The organism is Poseidonocella sp. HB161398, assembly GCF_005870025.1.
GTDB lineage: Bacteria > Pseudomonadota > Alphaproteobacteria > Rhodobacterales > Rhodobacteraceae > Mangrovicoccus.
Genome location: NZ_VATA01000002.1, coordinates 1 through 17658 on the forward strand (window position 1 = coordinate 1; position 17658 = coordinate 17658).

General features: G+C 64.1%; 15 protein-coding genes and 1 pseudogene. 7 read left to right on the forward strand and 9 right to left on the reverse strand.

The window, feature by feature from the left end; genetic code table 11:
• The first annotated feature begins 390 nt into the window (after positions 1-390).
• Positions 391-1147 (forward strand): annotated as a pseudogene (locus tag FGX59_RS01455) (IS5 family transposase).
• Positions 1148-1525: 378 nt separating this feature from the next.
• Here the strand turns inward: FGX59_RS01455 and FGX59_RS01460 are convergent.
• From FGX59_RS01460 to FGX59_RS01495, 8 genes are all read right to left on the reverse strand, one after another.
• Positions 1526-1912 carry a response regulator gene (locus FGX59_RS01460; RefSeq protein WP_138464649.1) on the reverse strand — a complete coding sequence of 129 codons (387 nt, stop codon included), beginning with the start codon at positions 1910-1912 and terminating at the stop codon, positions 1526-1528.
• A gap of 19 nt (positions 1913-1931) precedes the next feature.
• Positions 1932-2768, reverse strand: coding sequence for a protein-glutamate O-methyltransferase CheR (locus FGX59_RS01465; protein WP_138464650.1), 837 nt, complete (start codon positions 2766-2768; stop codon positions 1932-1934).
• A gap of 1 nt (position 2769) precedes the next feature.
• On the reverse strand, positions 2770-3237 hold the full coding sequence (locus FGX59_RS01470) for a chemotaxis protein CheW (RefSeq protein WP_138464652.1): 468 nt from the start codon (positions 3235-3237) through the stop codon (positions 2770-2772).
• Position 3238: 1 nt separating this feature from the next.
• Positions 3239-5440 (reverse strand): chemotaxis protein CheA, encoded by a 2202-nt coding sequence (locus tag FGX59_RS01475; RefSeq protein WP_138464653.1) that lies wholly within the window; start codon positions 5438-5440, stop codon positions 3239-3241.
• A gap of 14 nt (positions 5441-5454) precedes the next feature.
• Positions 5455-5820: a response regulator gene (locus FGX59_RS01480; RefSeq protein WP_138464654.1), complete on the reverse strand. Its 366-nt coding sequence runs from the start codon at positions 5818-5820 to the stop codon at positions 5455-5457.
• Positions 5817-6098, reverse strand: a complete 282-nt coding sequence (locus FGX59_RS01485; protein ID WP_138464655.1) for an STAS domain-containing protein — start codon at positions 6096-6098, stop codon at positions 5817-5819. The genes FGX59_RS01480 and FGX59_RS01485 overlap by 4 nt, the downstream gene beginning before the upstream one ends.
• 110 nt (positions 6099-6208) lie before the next feature.
• Positions 6209-7150, reverse strand: a complete 942-nt coding sequence (locus FGX59_RS01490; protein WP_138464657.1) for a glucokinase — start codon at positions 7148-7150, stop codon at positions 6209-6211.
• 182 nt (positions 7151-7332) lie between these two features.
• The gene (locus tag FGX59_RS01495; protein WP_171060472.1) at positions 7333-8373 is read right to left on the reverse strand and encodes a LacI family DNA-binding transcriptional regulator; all 1041 of its coding nucleotides are present in this window, start codon (positions 8371-8373) and stop codon (positions 7333-7335) included.
• Positions 8374-8608: 235 nt separating this feature from the next.
• Between FGX59_RS01495 and FGX59_RS01500 the strand changes: the two genes are divergently transcribed.
• From FGX59_RS01500 to guaB, 6 genes are all read left to right on the forward strand, one after another.
• Positions 8609-9958, forward strand: a complete 1350-nt coding sequence (locus FGX59_RS01500) for an ABC transporter substrate-binding protein (protein WP_138464660.1) — start codon at positions 8609-8611, stop codon at positions 9956-9958.
• 63 nt (positions 9959-10021) lie between these two features.
• Positions 10022-11014 carry a carbohydrate ABC transporter permease gene (locus tag FGX59_RS01505; protein ID WP_138464661.1) on the forward strand — a complete coding sequence of 331 codons (993 nt, stop codon included), beginning with the start codon at positions 10022-10024 and terminating at the stop codon, positions 11012-11014.
• Entirely contained in the window at positions 11014-12144 is a 1131-nt protein-coding gene (locus FGX59_RS01510) for a carbohydrate ABC transporter permease (RefSeq protein WP_138464662.1), read from the forward strand. Before FGX59_RS01505 ends, FGX59_RS01510 begins: the two co-directional genes overlap by 1 nt.
• Before the next feature lie 18 nt (positions 12145-12162).
• Entirely contained in the window at positions 12163-13809 is a 1647-nt protein-coding gene (locus FGX59_RS01515; RefSeq protein WP_138464663.1) for an alpha-amylase family glycosyl hydrolase, read from the forward strand.
• Positions 13810-13833: 24 nt separating this feature from the next.
• A complete protein-coding gene (locus FGX59_RS01520; protein WP_138464664.1) occupies positions 13834-14928 on the forward strand; it encodes an ABC transporter ATP-binding protein in 1095 nt (364 codons plus the stop codon).
• Between the two features lie 136 nt (positions 14929-15064).
• Positions 15065-16516 carry an IMP dehydrogenase gene (gene guaB, locus FGX59_RS01525; protein ID WP_138464665.1) on the forward strand — a complete coding sequence of 484 codons (1452 nt, stop codon included), beginning with the start codon at positions 15065-15067 and terminating at the stop codon, positions 16514-16516.
• A 51-nt stretch (positions 16517-16567) separates the two neighbouring features.
• Here the strand turns inward: guaB and FGX59_RS01530 are convergent, their stop codons facing one another.
• Positions 16568-17554, reverse strand: coding sequence for a LysR family transcriptional regulator (locus tag FGX59_RS01530; protein WP_206078272.1), 987 nt, complete (start codon positions 17552-17554; stop codon positions 16568-16570).
• Positions 17555-17658: the final 104 nt, after the last annotated feature.

Below are 17658 nucleotides of genomic sequence, written 5' to 3' on the forward strand. Positions count from 1 at the left end.
ACCGCGCTCGGCATACCCGTCACTGTGGCCGTAGGATAAGTCCGTCCGGGGAAAGGGGAACCGCGCTCAGCCCCCGATTTGTGCAACAAGGCCGCTCACATCTATCCCGATGATCCGACCGTGTGTTACCTTCTCCATGCTCTCCTCCTTCTGATACGCGGTCCCACGAGGGCCGCTGGCAACTGTTCGAGACAATGAAGGAGAGGCGGTGCCGACAGGCTAAGAAGCGTGGCCATGCCACAAGGGTCAGACGTCGCGCACCACCCCGTCACGGGTCCTGGCCGGGACACGTGACGGGGTCACGCTAGCAGATCCACGATACAGAAGGGTCAGGACCCATTGATTTCCCGGTGGCAGCGTGATTCACGGCTCGGAAATCGAGCGGTGAACATGTCTGATCTTTTCTGGTTGAGCGACGCGCAGATGGCGCGTCTGGAGCCCTTCTTCCCAAGTCCCACGGCAAGCCTCGCGTCGATGATCGACGAGTGTTGAGCGGGATTATCTTCATCAATCGCAATGGTTTACGTTGGCGCGACGCCCCGGCGGAATATGGCCCGCACAAGACACTCTACAACCGTTGGAAACGTTGGAGTGACAAGGGTATCTTCGCGCGGATGATGGTCGGCTTGGCCGCCGATCACGGCGAACGGAAGACCGTCATGATCGACGCAACCTATCTGAAGGCACACCGCACAGCGACCAGCATGGGCGTGAAAAAGGGGGGCGTGGACGCCTGATCGGGCGAACCAAGGGCGGCATGAATACCAAGTTGCACGCCATCTGCGACAGCCAGGGCCGCCCGCTGAGCCTGTTCGTGACCGCGGGACAAGTCAGCGACTACATCGGCGCACGGGCTTTGGTGAGCAGCCTGCCGAAAGTCGATTGGCTGCTCGGGGATCGCGGCTATGACGCCGATTGGTTCCGAGAAGCATTGAACGACAAGGGGATACGCGCCTGCATCCCGGGCCGAAAACAGCGCAAGAAGACCGTGAAATACGATAAGCGTCGGTACAAAAGGCGCAACAGGATCGAGATCATGTTCTGCAGGCTCAAGGACTGGCGGCGTGTCGCCACGCGTTACGACCGCTGCCCAAAGGTCTTCCTCTCAGCCATCGCCCTCGCGGCAACCGTCATCTATTGGCTATGAGTCCTGACCCTAGAATATTTCAACTTCAGATGTGTCTTCCATATTGTTGCGCCCATCCAGGTAAGTATTCTGCAACTCATGTAATTTTAGATTTTTTTCAATTGATTTCGTGAAGATGAGGGAAGAGCATTGAGAATTTTCTCCTGTAACTTCTAACAGGTGAGATACGTCGAACAATTTTTGACTCAGCCTGTCTAGATCTTGGAGCCTCATGAGGACTTCTCCCGGCAAATCGTCATCGGTTTGAAATAACTCAGATATAGCTTCTTGAAGGGTTAGACAGGAGTTTCCGCACTCCAGAAGTATAGTGGAGGTCTTTCTGAAAAAGTCCTGTTGTGCAAGCCCGATTTGAGTTCGGCGTTCGTTTTTGGTTCTCATTTAGAGGCGTCCAACAACCGCCTCAATGCAATTCTTTAGGTCTGGTGGTTGGAATGGCTTCTTGATAAAGTTGTTCATGCCGAGTTTTTTTCCGTTCTCGATAATTTGACGCTCCGCGCGTCCGGTTATAAGTATGAAGCCCACACCCTTCGTCTTCGGGCTTGTTCTTAATGAATGAAGAAGTTGTAGTCCATCCATTCCTGGCATGTTGAAGTCCGAAATAACAAGGTGGACAGGTGATTTTTCGATAATCTTTAGTGCAGTTGGGCCGTCAGGAGCATGGGCGACAGATTTTATTCCGAAACCTTCAAGCGCTTGCACGAGTAATCCACGTGATGTTGACATGTCGTCAACAACCATCACTCGCAATTGGTCTCTGAGTGCCATAAGTGTACGAAACCTCCAGCTACAGTTTTCTGTACGTGGTTATCCCGGCGGTCTTTAAAGAGTATGATCCCGGTTCTTGGATTCTTTCGGAGTGCCCAATGAAAAGCCATCCATCTTTCTTCAATATTTTTGTAAATCGTCCCCACAGGTCATTCTGCGTTTTTTCATCGAAGTATATAACCACATTTCTACAGAATATTGCGTCGAAATTCGACTTCATAGGCCATTCGGAAAGTAAGTTTAGGCGTCGGAACGTTACATGATTCATTATTTCTCTTGATAGCCTCATTTGACCATCTTCCGTCTGGATGAAATATTTTGAGAGGATATTCTTTGGGATGCTGCTGACTTGCCGCTCACTATAGACCCCTTGCATCGCGAATTCGATGACTTGAGGGTCGATATCCGTTGCTAGAAGCTTTAAGTCGTAGTTTTGGAGATTGGGAAGGTTTTCATGAAGGGTGATCGCAATTGAATAGATTTCTTGTCCGGTCGAGCAGCCCGCAGACCAGATTCGGACGCTCGTTCCTGACTCGAGCTTCTTTTTTAATTCAGGTATTATTTCATCTGCAAGTGTTTGGAAATGATGTTCTTCTCGAAAAAAATGACTGACATTGGTGGTAAGAGCAGAGAGCAGGTGGATCGTCTCGTTCCTTCCATCTTCTGATTCGAGAAGCTTGAAGTATGATTCCAAGTTAGGAAGTTTTAATTCCTTGGTTCGTTTTGAGAGACGGGCTGCAATCATAGATGACTTGCTCTCGACTAAAACAAGTCCAGCTTCCTTATGGGCCACGCTTGCGACGAAGCGGAATTGTTCTGCTGTTAGAGCTGGTGCGATCGCAGGGATGTTCTTCATCTTAGGCGGCAATGCCTTCCTTGCTGGGCATTACGGATTCGAGGTTCAAGACGCGTATCATTCGGCCCTCATATATGGTCAGTGCTCGGATGAAAGTGTGAGAGACGTCCGCCGCTAGTTCCGGCGGTTGCTGCATTTCATTCAATGGTATGGAGAGAATGTCGGAGACCGCATTGACAAGAAGCCCAAGTGTCTGCCCGTCAATGTGGACAACTATGATAACATTTCTTGAACTATCCTCGCCTGACGGGAGGCCTAGACGAGAGGCAAGGTCAACGATTGGCAGGACAGTTCCGCGCAAATTTATGACGCCGCGAACAAAACTTGGAGCGTGGGGAAGAGGTGTTGCTTTCGTCCAGCCTCTAATTTCCCGAACGGACATGATATCGACGGAATATTCCTGCTCTCCGACTCGAAAGGAGAGGAGTTCAATTTCGCCGGCTTCTGTCTTGGATTCATCATCGCTCATTTCAAACCACTTCCATGATGTGAGACTTCTTCGGGCAAGTCCTGCCGCTGGCGTTTGCCGTAATGTCGATGGGATCAAGGATCAGGGCGATCTGGCCATCACCGAGAATGGTTGCAGCCGCGACACCGGGGACATGGCCGTAACTGTCCTGAAGGCCCTTGATGACGACCTGGCGCTGGTCGTGGATAGAGTCGACGACTAGCGCGGCGCGGCTTCCATCTTCGTGGGCGATCAGGAGGATGATGCCGCCGCAGTAATCCTCCAGCGGTTCGCGGTAGCCAAGTTCAGTGCCGAGATCGAGCAGGGGAACAAACTCTCCGCGGATTTGGACGACATTGGTTTCGGGACCGAGCTTCCGGATATCGCCCGAGGAGAGGGTGAGGGTTTCGACGATGGCATTGAGCGGGACGACGAGCGTTTCGCCCGCGACATGCACGACCATCCCGTCGAGGACCGCAAGAGTCAGGGGCAGACTGATGGAGAAGGTCGTTCCCTTGCCGCGCTCGGAACTGATCGATATGCGGCCGCCGAGGCCCTGGATCGAGCTCTTGACGACATCCATGCCGACGCCGCGTCCGGAGAGGCTGGAGACCTCGCTGGCGGTCGAAAAGCCTGGAAGAAATAATAGGTTGTCGATCTCGGAGTCGGTAAGGGTGCTGTCCTCGGGAATCAGCCCTTTCTGGATAGCCACCTTGAGGACGCGATCCCGGTTGATGCCGCCGCCATCATCCGAGACTTCGATCACGACACGCCCGGAGCGGTGCCCTGCGGAGAGTGTCACCAGGCCTTCCGCGGGCTTGCCAGCCGCGAGACGGTCGTCGGTCTTTTCCAGGCCGTGGTCGACGGCGTTGCGGATCATATGGGTCAGCGGATCTGCGAGACGTTCGATGACGGTCTTGTCGACTTCGGTGGCATCGCCGTCGGTTTTCAGCCGCACCGTCTTGCCGATGGTCGCGGAGGCCTCGCGAACAATGCGCGACATGCGCTGGAACAGCGACTTCACCGGCTGGGCGCGGATCATCATCACACTGTCCTGGATGTCCCGGGTCAGCTGCATGAATTCCTCGAGTCCGTTCACCACCGGCGAATTCGGCGGCAGGCCGGCCTCGGTGACGCTCTGGGAGAGCATGGCCTGATTGATCACAAGTTCGCCGACCAGGTTCACGAGCCGGTCGATGCGTTCGAGATCCACCCGCACGGTGGCTTTCGCGGCGGCAGGAGCGCTGGCGGCGCCGCCGGTCTTGGGCGCGGCCTTGACGGGAACGTTACGCTCTGCGGGAAGCGGGGTGTCATCCTCGTCTTCCCGGTCCCCGCCGCTAAAAGGCGCGGGTCCATCCTCTGCAGCACTGTCGTCGGCTGCGTCGTCATCCGCATTGAGCGCAGAGAAATCGGGCATGGGCGGCGGGGCGGTGCCGTCCGGGGCCTGCGCCACGTCCTCGCTGATCTCGAGCCCGCAAAGACCTTCGACGAATTCGAACACCTCCTCCACTTCGGAGAGAGACGCCTCGGTCGCCAGGCGGATCTGCCAGGACAGATGCGCGCCCTTCGGGTTGAGGTCATCGAGGTCGGGCACGTCGGCGGCCTGCAGCTCGGCTTCCATCTCGCCCAGCTGGGAGAGGGCGCGCAGAACATAGAGCGGCTCGTTGCCGAGCGCGTAGAGCTGTTCCTCTGGCTTGAAGGCGATGCGGAACCCGGCCGGGGCGGGCGCGCCCGCGGGAGCCTCGTCGGCGCCACCCTCATCGGGCAGCCCCAGATCCAGCGACAGGCCCATCGGCTGGAACTCGCTGTCGGCGATCTCGTCCTCTTCCTCGCCGGCAATCGCCTGCAGGCTCGCCAGCGTGCGGTCGATCGCATCCTGGTCCACCGGCGTCTCGTCGCGGGCGGAGCGGACCAGATCGGAGAGCAGGTCGCCGCAGGTGAAGAACAGCAGGATCGCTTCCTGGTCCGGGTGGTAATTGCCGGAGCGGACCTCGTCGAGAACGGTCTCGAAGCTGTGGGCGAATTTCACCAGGTCGTCGAGGCCGAAGGCGCCGGCGCCGCCCTTGATGGAATGGACCGCGCGGAACACCGAATTGATCGTGTCGCTGTCGGCACTGCCATCCTCCATGGACTGGAGGCCTTCCTGTGCGGCCTCGAGCAGCTCCTCGCATTCGATGAAGAAGGAGGCCCGGATTTCGGCCATCGGATCGTTCGGTTCGGACATGAGCGGCGGCCCTCCTACCCAGCGACCATGTGGAGCGCGCGTACCAGCTTGGCAGGATCGAACGGCTTGACGATCCAGCCCGTGGCGCCGCCGTCGCGGGCGCGCTGCTTGAGTTCCGTCGCGCTCTCCGTGGTCAGGACCAGGATCGGCACGCCGTTATGGCGCTCCTGCTTGCGGACGGCCTCGATGAAGCCGAATCCGTCGAGCTTCGGCATGTTGATATCGGTGATGATCGCGTCCGGGCTCAGCCCTTCGAGCACTTCGAGCCCGTGTTCGCCATCCTCGGCCAGATGCGTCTCGAAGCCGGCGCCGGTCAGCGCGAGGCGCAGCATGTCGCGCATGGTGCGGCTGTCGTCGACGGCCAAAACAGTCAGTGTCATTGCTCGGCCCCTGCTTTGCTGAAATGCGCCTTGTCGAGCCCGAGCATCTCGATATGCTCGGAGAACTTTCCGGACGGGGAGGTGACAGTGAGCGAGTGCCCGTCCTGTTCCCAGGACTTCCAGGCAGCCAGGAGCAGCTGCAGCCCGGACGCGCCGAGATGCTTCACCTGCGACCCGTCCAGCGCGACATCCTCGCCGCGCGCCTCCTTGATCTCGGCATAAAGCGCCTCGACAGCGGCATAGTCCACGCGGGCGGGAAGGCTGATTTCCTTCGTCATCGGCTAGCTCCACGCGGTCTGATCCTCGTTACACGCAACCTTGGTCTCCCTCGATCCGTTACCGGACAAGGCTTAGGGCGCGGTGCGTTAAGATCAGATTAGCGCAGGAGCTAGGCGGCGCTCTGGCGGGCGTAGAGCGCGCAGCCATCCAGGGCCGCGAAATCGTCCGTCAGTGCAAAGACCGGAAATTGCCGCAGAAATTCCGAGAACCGGCCCTTGTCGCACAGCGCGGCGTCGAATCCGTGCTGGCCGAAGAACGGCTGCAGTGCCCGGGCCATGCCGCCGATGAAGACGATTCCCCCGAAGGGCAGATGGGTCAGTGCCAGATCGCCCGCGACGCGGCCGAGCGTGCCGACCATCAGCGCCAGGAACCGCCCCTCGGGCCCGCCGGGCTCGGCGGCGGCGCGGCGCAGGATTTCCGCGGGCTCCTCGGGCACGCTGCCGGTCAGCAGCTGGTAGCTCATCGGCATGCCGCGTCCCGACAGCAGATCCTCGACCGAGGCGAAGCCGTGATGGCGGCGCAGCTCGGCCGCCAGGCGGGCGCCGTCCTCGCTCCAGACCGGCAGGGTGACATGGCCGCATTCGGAGGGCGTCACCATCAGCCCGCCGGGGCGGCGGTAGACCGGAGCGGCGTTGAACCCGGTGCCGACGCCGATCACCAGCCGGGTCTCCTCGGCATCCGGCACGGCGTCGCCGCAGCGTTCCAGAAGCGGTTCGGAGCCGACCATGTCAAGCGCGTAGCCCTGGGCGGAAAGGTCATTTATCACAAGACCCTGGATGGCGCCGGTGACGCGGCAGAGCTCGTCGGCCGAGACGATCCAGTCGCGGTTCGTGAGCCGTCCGATGCCATGGCGCACGGGGCCCGCCACGGCGACGCAGACGCGCTCCGGAGCGGGCAGGGCGCGCTCGGCCAGATAGCTGGCCAGGATGTCGCCGAGCGAGGCGAATTCGGCATTGCGGTAGCGCCCGACCGCTGCGCGGTCCACCGCGCCGCTGCCGGCCAGGCCGACCCGGGTATTGGTTCCGCCGACATCCGCTACGATAGTGCTCACTGGTCAGGTCCTCGCAGATACGCTTCGGGCGCGTGATACGGGGGATCGCCCCTCGGCGCCAAGGTGCCAAATACCGCAGGCCGCCGCGGGCCGGGCGCCGGGGCGCCGCATGGCCTGCGGAATTTGCGGAAAATTCGACGCAGAAAAATCGCCGGCACGGGGCCGGGCAGGGACGGGCGGCCTCATGCCGGGGCCTCCGCGGGGGCGGGTCCGGTCGAGGCGCCCAGCACCAGCTCGGGCGCAAGGATGACCCCGCGCGGCGGCCGGGTGCGGTCCTCGACCTGGTCGATCAGGATGTCGGCCAGCCGCTGCCCGGCCTCGCGCACCGGCGAGCGCGTTGCCGTCAGCCGCGGCGGATCGCCATTGGGCAGGAAGGACAGCATGTCGTCATGGGTGACGATCGAGACGTCGCGCGGCACGCGCAGCCCGGCCTCGAGCACCGCGCGGTGAACCCCCGCGGCGACCAGGATCGACCCGGCGAGGAAGGCGGTCGGGCGCGGCGATCCGCGGCAGAGCCGTTGCGCGGTGCGGTGGCCGTAATCCTCGCTCATCTCGTCATTGAGCATCCAGAGTCGGTTCGGCACCAGCGACCGCGCCTCCATCACCGACAGGAATCCGGCCTCGCGCTCGCGGGCGAAATTGAGCCCGGCAGGCCCGTTGAGGAAGGCGATGCGGCGATGGCCGAGCCCGGCGAGATGGCAGGTGGCCAGCTCCATCGCGGCGCGGTTGTCCATCTCGACGTAGTTGTAGCCCTCGCGCCGCGCCCCGAGCAGCCCGTGCACCCCGAAGACGATGTCCAGATCGGCCAGCGCGCGGGCGCGCTCGTCCTCGGCGCGCGGCGAATGCAGCACCACCGCATCGACCATGCGCTGCCGGGTGAGCCAGCGGAAATGCTCGGCCTCGCGCCCGGCTTCGGCGAAGGAGAGATGCACGCCGTAGCCGCGGCGGGTGTAGACCGTGCCCGCGCCTGCCAGGAAATCGGCGAAGATCGGGTTCACCATGTCGGAGGGACCGGCCAGCGGCAGCACATGGCCGATCGCCATCGCGCGCCCCGTGGCAAGGCTGCGGGCGCGCGGATTGGGCATGTAGGCATGGCGCTGCGCGGCTTCGATCACCCGCTTGCGCGTCGCCTCGCTGACCTCCGGATAGCCGTTCAGCGCGCGGCTCACCGTCGTCTGGGACAGTCCCAGAAGCAGCGATAGCTGCTTGAGCGAAATGGTCATTCCGCGTCTCCCTCCCCAATGGCTCCGCAGTCCCGGGCTGCCGCCCGGCAGGGTTGTCCCCATTTATTTCGAGATCTAAAAAAAATCACTCTGCAGCGCAAGCGCCGTTTGACACACCGGACGACTCGCCCCACTGTTGCATCAGCCAAGGCGTTTTGAAAAGCCTTTGGAACCAAGCGGCTCAGGGGGGCGGAGTGTCCGCAGCCGCAGGAAATCGACTTGGGAGGGTCGCCATATGACACGCATTCTCGGCAGCAGCGCGCTTGCGCTGGCCTGTCTTGCCGGTGCCGCTTGGGCGCAGGATCTGGTTTTCGAACCCGGGGAGGGCGGATTTCACTGGGACTCCTACGAGGCCCTGAAATCCGTTGATCTGAGCGGCCAGGTCATCACCGTCGCGGGGCCCTGGCTGTCGCAGGAACGCGACTATTTCGAATCCGTCCTGGCCTATTTCGAGACCGCCACCGGCGCGGATGTGCAGTATAACGGCTCCGACAGCTTCGAGCAGCAGATCGTCATCGATACGGCCGCGGGCTCGGCCCCCGACATCGCCATCTTCCCGCAGCCGGGCCTGGCCGCGGACCTGGCCGCCAAGGGCTTCCTGGTGCCGCTGCCCGCCGAGACGGCCGACTGGGTGGCCGAGAACTACGCCGCCGGGCAGAGCTGGGTCGATCTCGCCACCTTCCCCGGCAAGGACGGCGCGGAGGCGCTCTACGGCGTCTTCTACCGCGTCGACCTGAAATCGCTGGTCTGGTACGTGCCGGAGAATTTCGAGGATCTCGGCCTCGAGATCCCCGAGACGATGGAAGAGCTCAAGGCGATGACCCAGGCGATCACCGACGAGGGCGAGACGCCCTGGTGCATCGGGCTGGGCTCCGGCGGGGCGACCGGCTGGCCCGCGACCGACTGGGTCGAGGATCTGATGCTGCGGATGTACCCGCCCGAGGTCTACGACGCCTGGGTGACCAACGAGATGCCCTTCGACGATCCCAAGGTGGTGGCGGCGATCGAGGAATTCGGCTGGTTCGCGCGCGACGACGCCTTCGTCGCGGGCGGCACCGGGGCCGTGGCCTCGACCGATTTCCGCGACAGCCCCAAAGGGCTCTTCTCGGTGCCGCCGCAATGCTACATGCACCGCCAGGCCTCGTTCATCCCCTCCTTCTTCCCCGAAGGCACGGTGGTGGGCGAGGATGCCGATTTCTTCTACTTCCCGTCCTATGGCGACCGCGATCTCGGCAAGCCGGTGCTGGGGGCGGGCACGCTCGTCTCGATGACCCGCGACACCCCCGGCGCCCGCGCCTTCATGGAGTTCGTGCAATCGCCGATCGCCCATGAGATCTGGATGGCGCAGCGCGCCTTCATCTCGGCGCATCTGGGCACCAATCCCGATCTCTACGGCGATCCGACCATGGGCAAGATGGCCGAGATCCTGCGCGGCGCCGACACGTTCCGCTTCGACGGCTCCGATGTCATGCCCGCCGCGATCGGCGCGGGCGTGTTCTGGACCGGCATGGTCGACTATGCCGGCGGCGCCCCGGCTGCCGAGGTGGCCGCCTCGATCCAGTCCACCTGGGACGGCATCAAGTAAGCGACGACCGGCCCCGGACCCCGATCCGGGGCCTCCCCCTTCCAACGGAGCGGAGCGCCTGACATGGGCCAGATCCTCTATGCCGCCGCGACCATCGTCGTCGGGGTCTTCCTTTGCGTCGCCTATTTCTGGGGCTCGAACGCCGTGCTCGACCGGCTCTGCCCGATGAAGGGACCCGAGGCGGCCGCGAATGTGCGCCGCGCCAACGCGATCCGGCCCTGGCTCTTCCTCGGCCCCTCGATCCTCGTGCTCTCGCTCTATCTCGTCTATCCGGTCTTCAACTCGATCTGGCTCTCGCTGCATGACAGCTCGGGGCAGGACTTCGTCGGCCTGGGCAACTATGTCTGGCTCTTCGGCGACGCGAAATTCCTCGAAAGCGTGCGCAACAACCTCTTGTGGCTGGTCTTCGTCCCGGCGATGGCGACCTTCTTCGGGCTGGTCGCCGCCGCGCTGACCGACCGGATCAAATGGGGCAATGCCGCGAAATCGCTGATCTTCATGCCGATGGCGATCAGCTTCGTCGGCGCCGCCGTGATCTGGAAATTCGTCTACGACTACCGCGGCGCCGACCAGGAGCAGATCGGCCTTCTGAACGCGATCGTGACCGGGCTCGGCGGCGATCCGGTGGCCTGGATCACCGTGCCCTTCTGGAACAACTTCTTCCTGATGGTGATCCTCGTCTGGATCCAGACCGGCTTCGCCATGGTGATCCTCTCCGCCGCGCTGCGCGGCATCCCCGAGGAAACCGTCGAGGCGGCGATCCTCGACGGCGCCAATCCCTTCCAGATCTTCTGGCGCATCAAGATCCCGCAGATCTGGGGCACGATCGCCGTGGTCTGGACGACGATCACCATCCTGGTGCTGAAGATCTTCGACATCGTCTTCGCCATGACCAACGGCCAGTGGGGCAGCCAGGTGCTGGCCAACATGATGTATGACTGGTCCTTCCGCGCGGGCGATTTCGGCCGCGGCTCGGCCATCGCCGTGATCCTGATGCTGGCCGTGACCCCGATCATGGTCTGGAACATCCGCAACGCCAGGAAGGAGGGCCAGTGATGGAGGGCCATGCCGGGCAGAAAGCCTCGCTCACCTGGGCCGTGCACATCGCCGTGGCGGTGCTGGTCGTGCTCTGGACCGTGCCGACCTTCGGCCTCCTCGTCTCCTCGCTGCGCGACAAGGACCAGCTCGCCGCCACCGGCTGGTGGACCGCGCTCTCGGCGTCCGAGCAGACGCTCTCGGCGCGCACCGAGGGCCCCGAGGCCCAGCAGAAGGAGGGCGATCTGTGGATCGTGCGCGGCAATGTCTTCGACAGCGGCGCGGGGCAGATCGCCTCCTGGGGCACCTCCTCGCGCGCGCCTGCCGCCTACCAGCCCGGGGACACCGCCGATCTCGGCAAGGGCGAGAGCCTGACGGTCGAGGAGACCGGCGACTATGTCCTCGCCTCCGCGGCCGAGATGACCGGCAGCCGCGGCCAGCGGCTCTTCGTGCAGTCGGTGGTGCCGCCGCGCTTCACCCTCGACAACTACCGCACGGTGATCGGGGCGGAGGGGATCGGCCGCTCCTTCCTCAACACCTTCACCGTGACGATCCCGGCGACGGTCATCCCGATCCTCGTCGCCGCCTTCGCCGCCTATGCGCTGGCCTGGATGCGCTTTCCCGGCCGCGCGCTGCTGATCGCCTGCGTGGTGGGCCTGCTCGTGGTGCCGCTGCAGCTCTCGCTGATCCCGCTTTTGCGCTTCCACAACGCGATCGGGCTCGGCAAGGGCTATTTCGGCATCTGGCTGGCGCATACCGGCTTCGGCCTGCCGCTGGCGATCTACCTCCTGCGGAACTACATGGCCGGGCTCCCCAAGGACATCATCGAGGGCGCCCGGGTCGACGGCGCCACCGATTTCCAGATCTTCCGCAAGATCGTGCTGCCGCTCAGCTTTCCGGCGCTGGCCAGCTTCGCCATCTTCCAGTTCCTGTGGACCTGGAACGACCTGCTCGTGGCCAAGGTCTTCCTCGGCACCGGCGACAGCCAGCTGGTGATGACCGGCCGCATCGTCGAGCTCCTGGGCTCGCGCGGCGGCAACTGGGAAATCCTCACAGCCGCGGCATTCCTGTCAATTGCCGTCCCATTAGTGGTCTTTTTCGCCATGCAGAAATATCTCGTCCGGGGGCTGCTAGCCGGCTCGGTAAAGTAACGACAGGAGATGACAGCGATGAGCACGACCCTCCCGGTGGCCACGGGCCAGAGTATCGACAAGGACTGGTGGCGCGGAGCGGTGATCTACCAGATCTATCCGCGCAGCTTCCAGGACAGCAATGGCGACGGGGTGGGCGACCTCCTGGGCATTGCCGAGCGGATGCCGCATATCGCCTCGCTCGGCGTGGACGCGATCTGGATTTCGCCCTTTTTCACCTCGCCGATGAAGGATTTCGGCTATGACGTGTCGAATTACTGCGATGTCGACCCGCTCTTCGGGACGCTTGCGGATTTCGACTGGCTGGTGGAGCGCGCGCATGAACTGGGGGTGAAGGTCGTCATCGACCTCGTGCTCAGCCATACCTCGGACCAGCATCCCTGGTTCGTCGAGAGCCGCTCGAACACCACCAACCCGCATGCCGACTGGTATGTCTGGGCCGATCCCAAGCCCGACGGCACGCCGCCGAACAACTGGCTGTCGATCTTCGGCGGGCAGGGCTGGCAATGGGACGCGCGCCGCTGCCAGTACTACATGCACAATTTCCTGACCTCGCAGCCCGACCTGAACCTGCACAATCCCGAGGTGCAGCAGGCGCTTCTGGACGTGGCGCAGTTCTGGCTCGACCGCGGCGTCGACGGGTTCCGCCTCGACACGATCAATTTCTACTTCCACGACAAGGAGCTGCGCAACAACCCCGCGCTTCCGCCGGAAGAGCGCAACGACTCCATCGCGCCCGCGGTGAACCCCTACAACCACCAGCGCCATGTCTACGACAAGAACCGGCCGGAGAATCTCGACTTCCTGGCGCGGCTGCGCGGGCTGCTCGACACCTATCCGGCGGCGACCATCGTCGGCGAGGTCGGCGATGCGCAGCGCGGGATGGAGATCCTCGGCGAGTACACCCAGGGCAATGACCGCGTGCACATGTGCTACGCCTTCGAGTTCCTGGCCAATGACTTCCCCTCGGCGGGGCGCGTCGCCGACGTGATGGATCTGGTCGACCGGGTGGCGGCGCAGGGCTGGGCCTGCTGGGCCTTCTCGAACCACGACGTGGTGCGCCACACCACGCGCTGGGGGCTCGACCATGCCGCCTCGCGCGCCTATGCGCTGCTTCTCATGTGCCTGCGCGGCTCGGTGTGCATCTACCAGGGCGAGGAACTGGGCCTGCCCGAATCCGATGTCCCCTTCGAGGCGCTTCAGGATCCCTACGGCATTGAATTCTGGCCGGAATTCAAGGGGCGCGACGGCTGCCGCACGCCATTCCCCTGGGATGGCAAGCTGCAGAATGCGGGCTTCTCCCCGGTGCTGCCCTGGCTGCCGGTGCCCTACGAGCATCACGGCTACGCGGTGGCCGAGCAGGAGCTTGACCCCGGCGCGCTGCTGCACCACTACCGCCGCGTCATAAAAATGCGGCATGACCATCCCGCGCTGCGCAACGGCCGCCAGAGCACGGTCCGCGCCGAGGGGAACGTCGTCAGTTTCGAGCGCGAGCAGAATGACGAGCGGCTGTTCCTGGCCTTCAACCTGTCCGAGGAGCCGGTGGACATCAGGGTCCCCCGCGGCGAGTGGCAGGCGCTCGGCCAGGACGTGAACGGGGCCATTCCGCAGGAGGGATGGCTGCATCTGGGGCCCTGGCAGCCCTGCATCCTGGCGGCGATCTGAGGCCGCAGAGAGGAAGAGACGCCGATGGCCGATCTGAAGCTGGCCGGAGTGGCCAAATCCTATGGCGCAGTCGAAGTGCTGCGCAATATCGACCTGGAGATCGACCAGGGGGAGCTGGTGGTGTTTGTCGGGCCCTCGGGCTGCGGCAAGTCCACGCTCCTGCGGATGATCGCCGGGCTGGAGCAGATCTCCGGCGGCACGCTCGAGATCGGCGGCCAGATCATGAACGATGTCCCGCCCGCGCAGCGGGGCATCGCCATGGTGTTCCAGAGCTATGCGCTCTATCCCCACATGACCGTGCGGGACAACATGAGCTTCTCCCTGCAACTGGCTGGAAAATCAAAGGAAGAGATCAGCCAGGCGGTGGAGGAGGCGGCCCGCAAGCTGCAGCTGACCGAGTATCTCGACCGGCTGCCAAAGGCGCTTTCGGGCGGCCAGCGGCAGCGCGTCGCCATCGGCCGCGCGATCGTGCGCGACCCCAAGGTCTATCTCTTCGACGAGCCGCTCTCCAATCTCGACGCCGCGCTGCGGGTGGCGACCCGGATCGAGATCGCCCAGCTCAAGGCCTCGATGCCGGAAAGCACGATGATCTACGTGACCCATGACCAGGTGGAGGCGATGACCCTGGCCGACCGGATCGTGGTCCTGGCCGGGGGCGGCATCGCCCAGGTCGGCGCGCCGCTGGATCTCTACGAGCGGCCCGCCAACACCTTCGTGGCGCAGTTCATCGGCTCGCCGGCGATGAACCTCTTCGAGGCCGAGGTGGCCGCGACCGGTCCGCAGACGCGGTTGCGGCTTGCAACCGGGGCGGAGATCCTCGCCGATGTCCCCAGCGGCGAGGCGCTTGCCGGCGCCAAGGTGCAGTACGGCATCCGCCCCGAGGATCTGGTCATCGCCGAGAATGGCGCCATGCCCTTCATCGATTTCCGCGTCGACCTGGTGGAGAAGCTCGGCGACACGACCGTGCTCTACAGCCACGATCCCTCGCAGAATGACGGCCAGATGATCGCCAAGCAGCCCGGCATCGTCCATGCCGAGCCGGGCCGGGTGCTGCAGATGACCGCCGCCCCGCAGAAGATCCACGTCTTCCACAAGGGCGTTTCGCTCCGCTATCTCTGATCCGGGGGCGAGGGCGGTTGCAGATGGCAACCGCCGTTCACGCAGATGTTTCTTGCCAAAGGGCGATTATCAGGTTGCCCCCCGGCCGGGACCATGCAAGAGGGACGTGCCAAACGACAGCTCCAGGAGACCGAGCATGGAGATTCGTGAGGCCCTGACCTTCGATGATGTTCTGCTGCAACCCGCCGCAAGTTCGGTGCTGCCTTCCGAGGCAGACACCGCCACCTATGTGACCCGATCCATCCGGCTCAACGTGCCGCTTTTGAGTTCGGCCATGGATACCGTGACCGAGGGCCGGATGGCCATCGCGATGGCCCAGGCCGGCGGGATGGGGGTTATCCACCGCAACCTGTCCGTCGACGAACAGGCCGACGAGGTCCGCCGCGTCAAGCGCTTCGAGAGCGGCGTGGTCTACAACCCCGTCACCCTGACGCCCGAGCAGACGCTGGCCGATGCCAATGCGCTCTGCGAGCGCTACAAGGTCACCGGCTTCCCGGTGATCGACGAGCTGGGCCGCGTGGTCGGGATCGTGACCAACCGCGACATGCGCTTCGCCGAGGATGCGCGCACGCCGGTCAAGGCGATGATGACCGCCGACAACCTGGCGATGCTGCGCGAGCCGGCCGATCTGGACGCGGCCAAGAACTTGATGAAATCGCGGCGCATCGAGAAGCTGCTGGTGGTCGATGCCGAGGGCAAGCTGACCGGCCTGCTGACGCTGAAGGACACCGAGAAGGCGGTCCTGAACCCCAATGCCTGCAAGGACGAGCTGGGCCGCCTGCGCGTCGCCGCGGCGACGACGGTGGGCGATGCGGGCTACGAGCGCGCCGCGGCGCTGGTCGATGCCGGGGTCGACATGGTGGTGGTCGACACCGCCCATGGCCATTCCCGCGCGGTGGGCGAGGTCGTCTCGCGCATCAAGGGCCTGTCGAATTCGGTCCAGGTCGTGGCCGGGAACGTCGCGACCGGCGACGCGACCAAGGCGCTGATCGACGCGGGCGCGGATGCGATCAAGGTCGGCATCGGCCCGGGCTCGATCTGCACCACGCGGATCGTGGCGGGCGTGGGCGTGCCGCAGCTGACCGCGATCATGGATTGCGCGAAGGCCGCCGCCGCGACCGGGACGCCGATCATCGCCGATGGCGGGATCAAGTTCTCGGGCGATTTCGCCAAGGCGATCGCCGCGGGCGCCAACTGCGCCATGGTCGGCAGCATGATCGCGGGCACGGATGAAAGCCCGGGCGAGCTGATCCTCTACCAGGGCCGCAGCTTCAAGTCCTATCGCGGCATGGGCAGCCTCGGCGCCATGGCGCGCGGCTCGGCCGACCGCTACTTCCAGAAGGACGCGGCATCGGACAAGCTGGTGCCCGAGGGCATCGAGGGGCAGGTGCCCTACAAGGGCCCGGCCGGTGCGGTGATCCACCAGCTGGTCGGCGGCCTGCGCGCCGCGATGGGCTATACCGGCTGCGCCAATATCGAAGAGATGCGCAAGAACTGCAGCTTCGTGCGGATCACCGGCGCCGGGCTCAAGGAGAGCCATGTCCATGACGTGCAGATCACCCGCGAGAGCCCGAACTACTCGGGCTGACCGGCAGGTCTGGGGAAAACAAGCCCGCGCTTACGGAAAATAAGCGCGGGCTTACGCGTCTCCGGCCCCCGCCTCCAGCGAGCGGATCTTGTGGCTGATCAGGGCAAAGACCCGTTCCGCGGCGGCCGACAGATCCTGGTCGCGGCGGCGGATCAGCGAATAGGGCGCCACCGCCATCTCCGCAGGCACGTCGAGGATCTCGATATTGCCGCCGAGCGAGCGGCTCTCGCCGAAGAAGCGCGCCACCGCCCGCGCCATCGGCGCCACGGCATTGGTCTCGGAAATCAGCGCCAGCGTCAGCAGGAGCGAAGCCGTGCCGAGAATGCGCTGCGGCAGCGGCAGGCCGTGCTCCAGCAGGTACTGCTCCACCGTGCGCCGCTGGAGGCCGCCCGGCGGCTGCATCACCCAGTCATGCGCCAGGCAGTCGGCGAGCGCCAGCGGCTGCACCCGGGTCAGCGGATGGCCGCGCCGCACGATCAGCGCGACCGGCTCCGGCCCGACCGGGCGGAGCTCCACCAGGCGGCTGTCGATATTCTCGTGGAGCCGGCCGATGTAGAAATCGAGACTGCGCACCGCCAGCCCCTCGGCCAGCTTGTCCGACGTGTCGACAAGCACCGAGATCTGGATCTCGGGGAAGGTGACGCGCAGTTCGCGGATCGCGGGCAGGACCAGCTCCAGCGCGGGGCCGGTCACCGCGCCGATCCGCACCTCGCCGCCGGCGCCGCGGGCGAGGTCGCGCATCTCGACATGGGCGTCGTCGAGCTGGCTGAGCACCGCGCGCGCCCGCCGTGCCAGCCGCTCGCCCGCCTCGGTCAGGATCACCCCGCGCGGATGGCGGTCATAGAGCCGCGCCTCGGAGAGCCGCTCCAGCTCGGCCATCAGCCGCGAGGCGGCGGGCTGGGTGATTGCCAGCTGCGCGGCCGCGGCCGAGACCTGGCCGGTCTCCTTCAAGGCCACCAGCAGCCGCAGCTGCGAAAACCGCAGCCCGCGCCGGATGAAATCGTCGCGCAGATCCGCGCGGTCCCCCTGATCGCTCACGCCATACCCTCCCTGGTATATCCCTCGGCCAATTCCTGATTTGAATGTAATGGCAAAGCAACCGTAAACCGGAGCTGCCGGGCGTGGCAGGCTTGCCGCCCGGA

Coding starts and splice junctions, on each gene's coding strand:
- FGX59_RS01515 (WP_138464663.1), top strand. CDS start 12,163: ATGAGCACGACCCTCCCGGTGGCCACGGGCCAGAGTATCGACAAGGAC.
- FGX59_RS01510 (WP_138464662.1), top strand. CDS start 11,014: ATGGAGGGCCATGCCGGGCAGAAAGCCTCGCTCACCTGGGCCGTGCAC.
- FGX59_RS01470 (WP_138464652.1), bottom strand. CDS start 3,237: ATGAGCGATGATGAATCCAAGACAGAAGCCGGCGAAATTGAACTCCTC.
- FGX59_RS01495 (WP_171060472.1), bottom strand. CDS start 8,373: ATGACCATTTCGCTCAAGCAGCTATCGCTGCTTCTGGGACTGTCCCAG.
- FGX59_RS01480 (WP_138464654.1), bottom strand. CDS start 5,820: ATGACACTGACTGTTTTGGCCGTCGACGACAGCCGCACCATGCGCGAC.
- FGX59_RS01485 (WP_138464655.1), bottom strand. CDS start 6,098: ATGACGAAGGAAATCAGCCTTCCCGCCCGCGTGGACTATGCCGCTGTC.
- FGX59_RS01520 (WP_138464664.1), top strand. CDS start 13,834: ATGGCCGATCTGAAGCTGGCCGGAGTGGCCAAATCCTATGGCGCAGTC.
- FGX59_RS01465 (WP_138464650.1), bottom strand. CDS start 2,768: ATGAAGAACATCCCTGCGATCGCACCAGCTCTAACAGCAGAACAATTC.
- FGX59_RS01505 (WP_138464661.1), top strand. CDS start 10,022: ATGGGCCAGATCCTCTATGCCGCCGCGACCATCGTCGTCGGGGTCTTC.
- guaB (WP_138464665.1), top strand. CDS start 15,065: ATGGAGATTCGTGAGGCCCTGACCTTCGATGATGTTCTGCTGCAACCC.
- FGX59_RS01500 (WP_138464660.1), top strand. CDS start 8,609: ATGACACGCATTCTCGGCAGCAGCGCGCTTGCGCTGGCCTGTCTTGCC.
- FGX59_RS01460 (WP_138464649.1), bottom strand. CDS start 1,912: ATGGCACTCAGAGACCAATTGCGAGTGATGGTTGTTGACGACATGTCA.
- FGX59_RS01475 (WP_138464653.1), bottom strand. CDS start 5,440: ATGTCCGAACCGAACGATCCGATGGCCGAAATCCGGGCCTCCTTCTTC.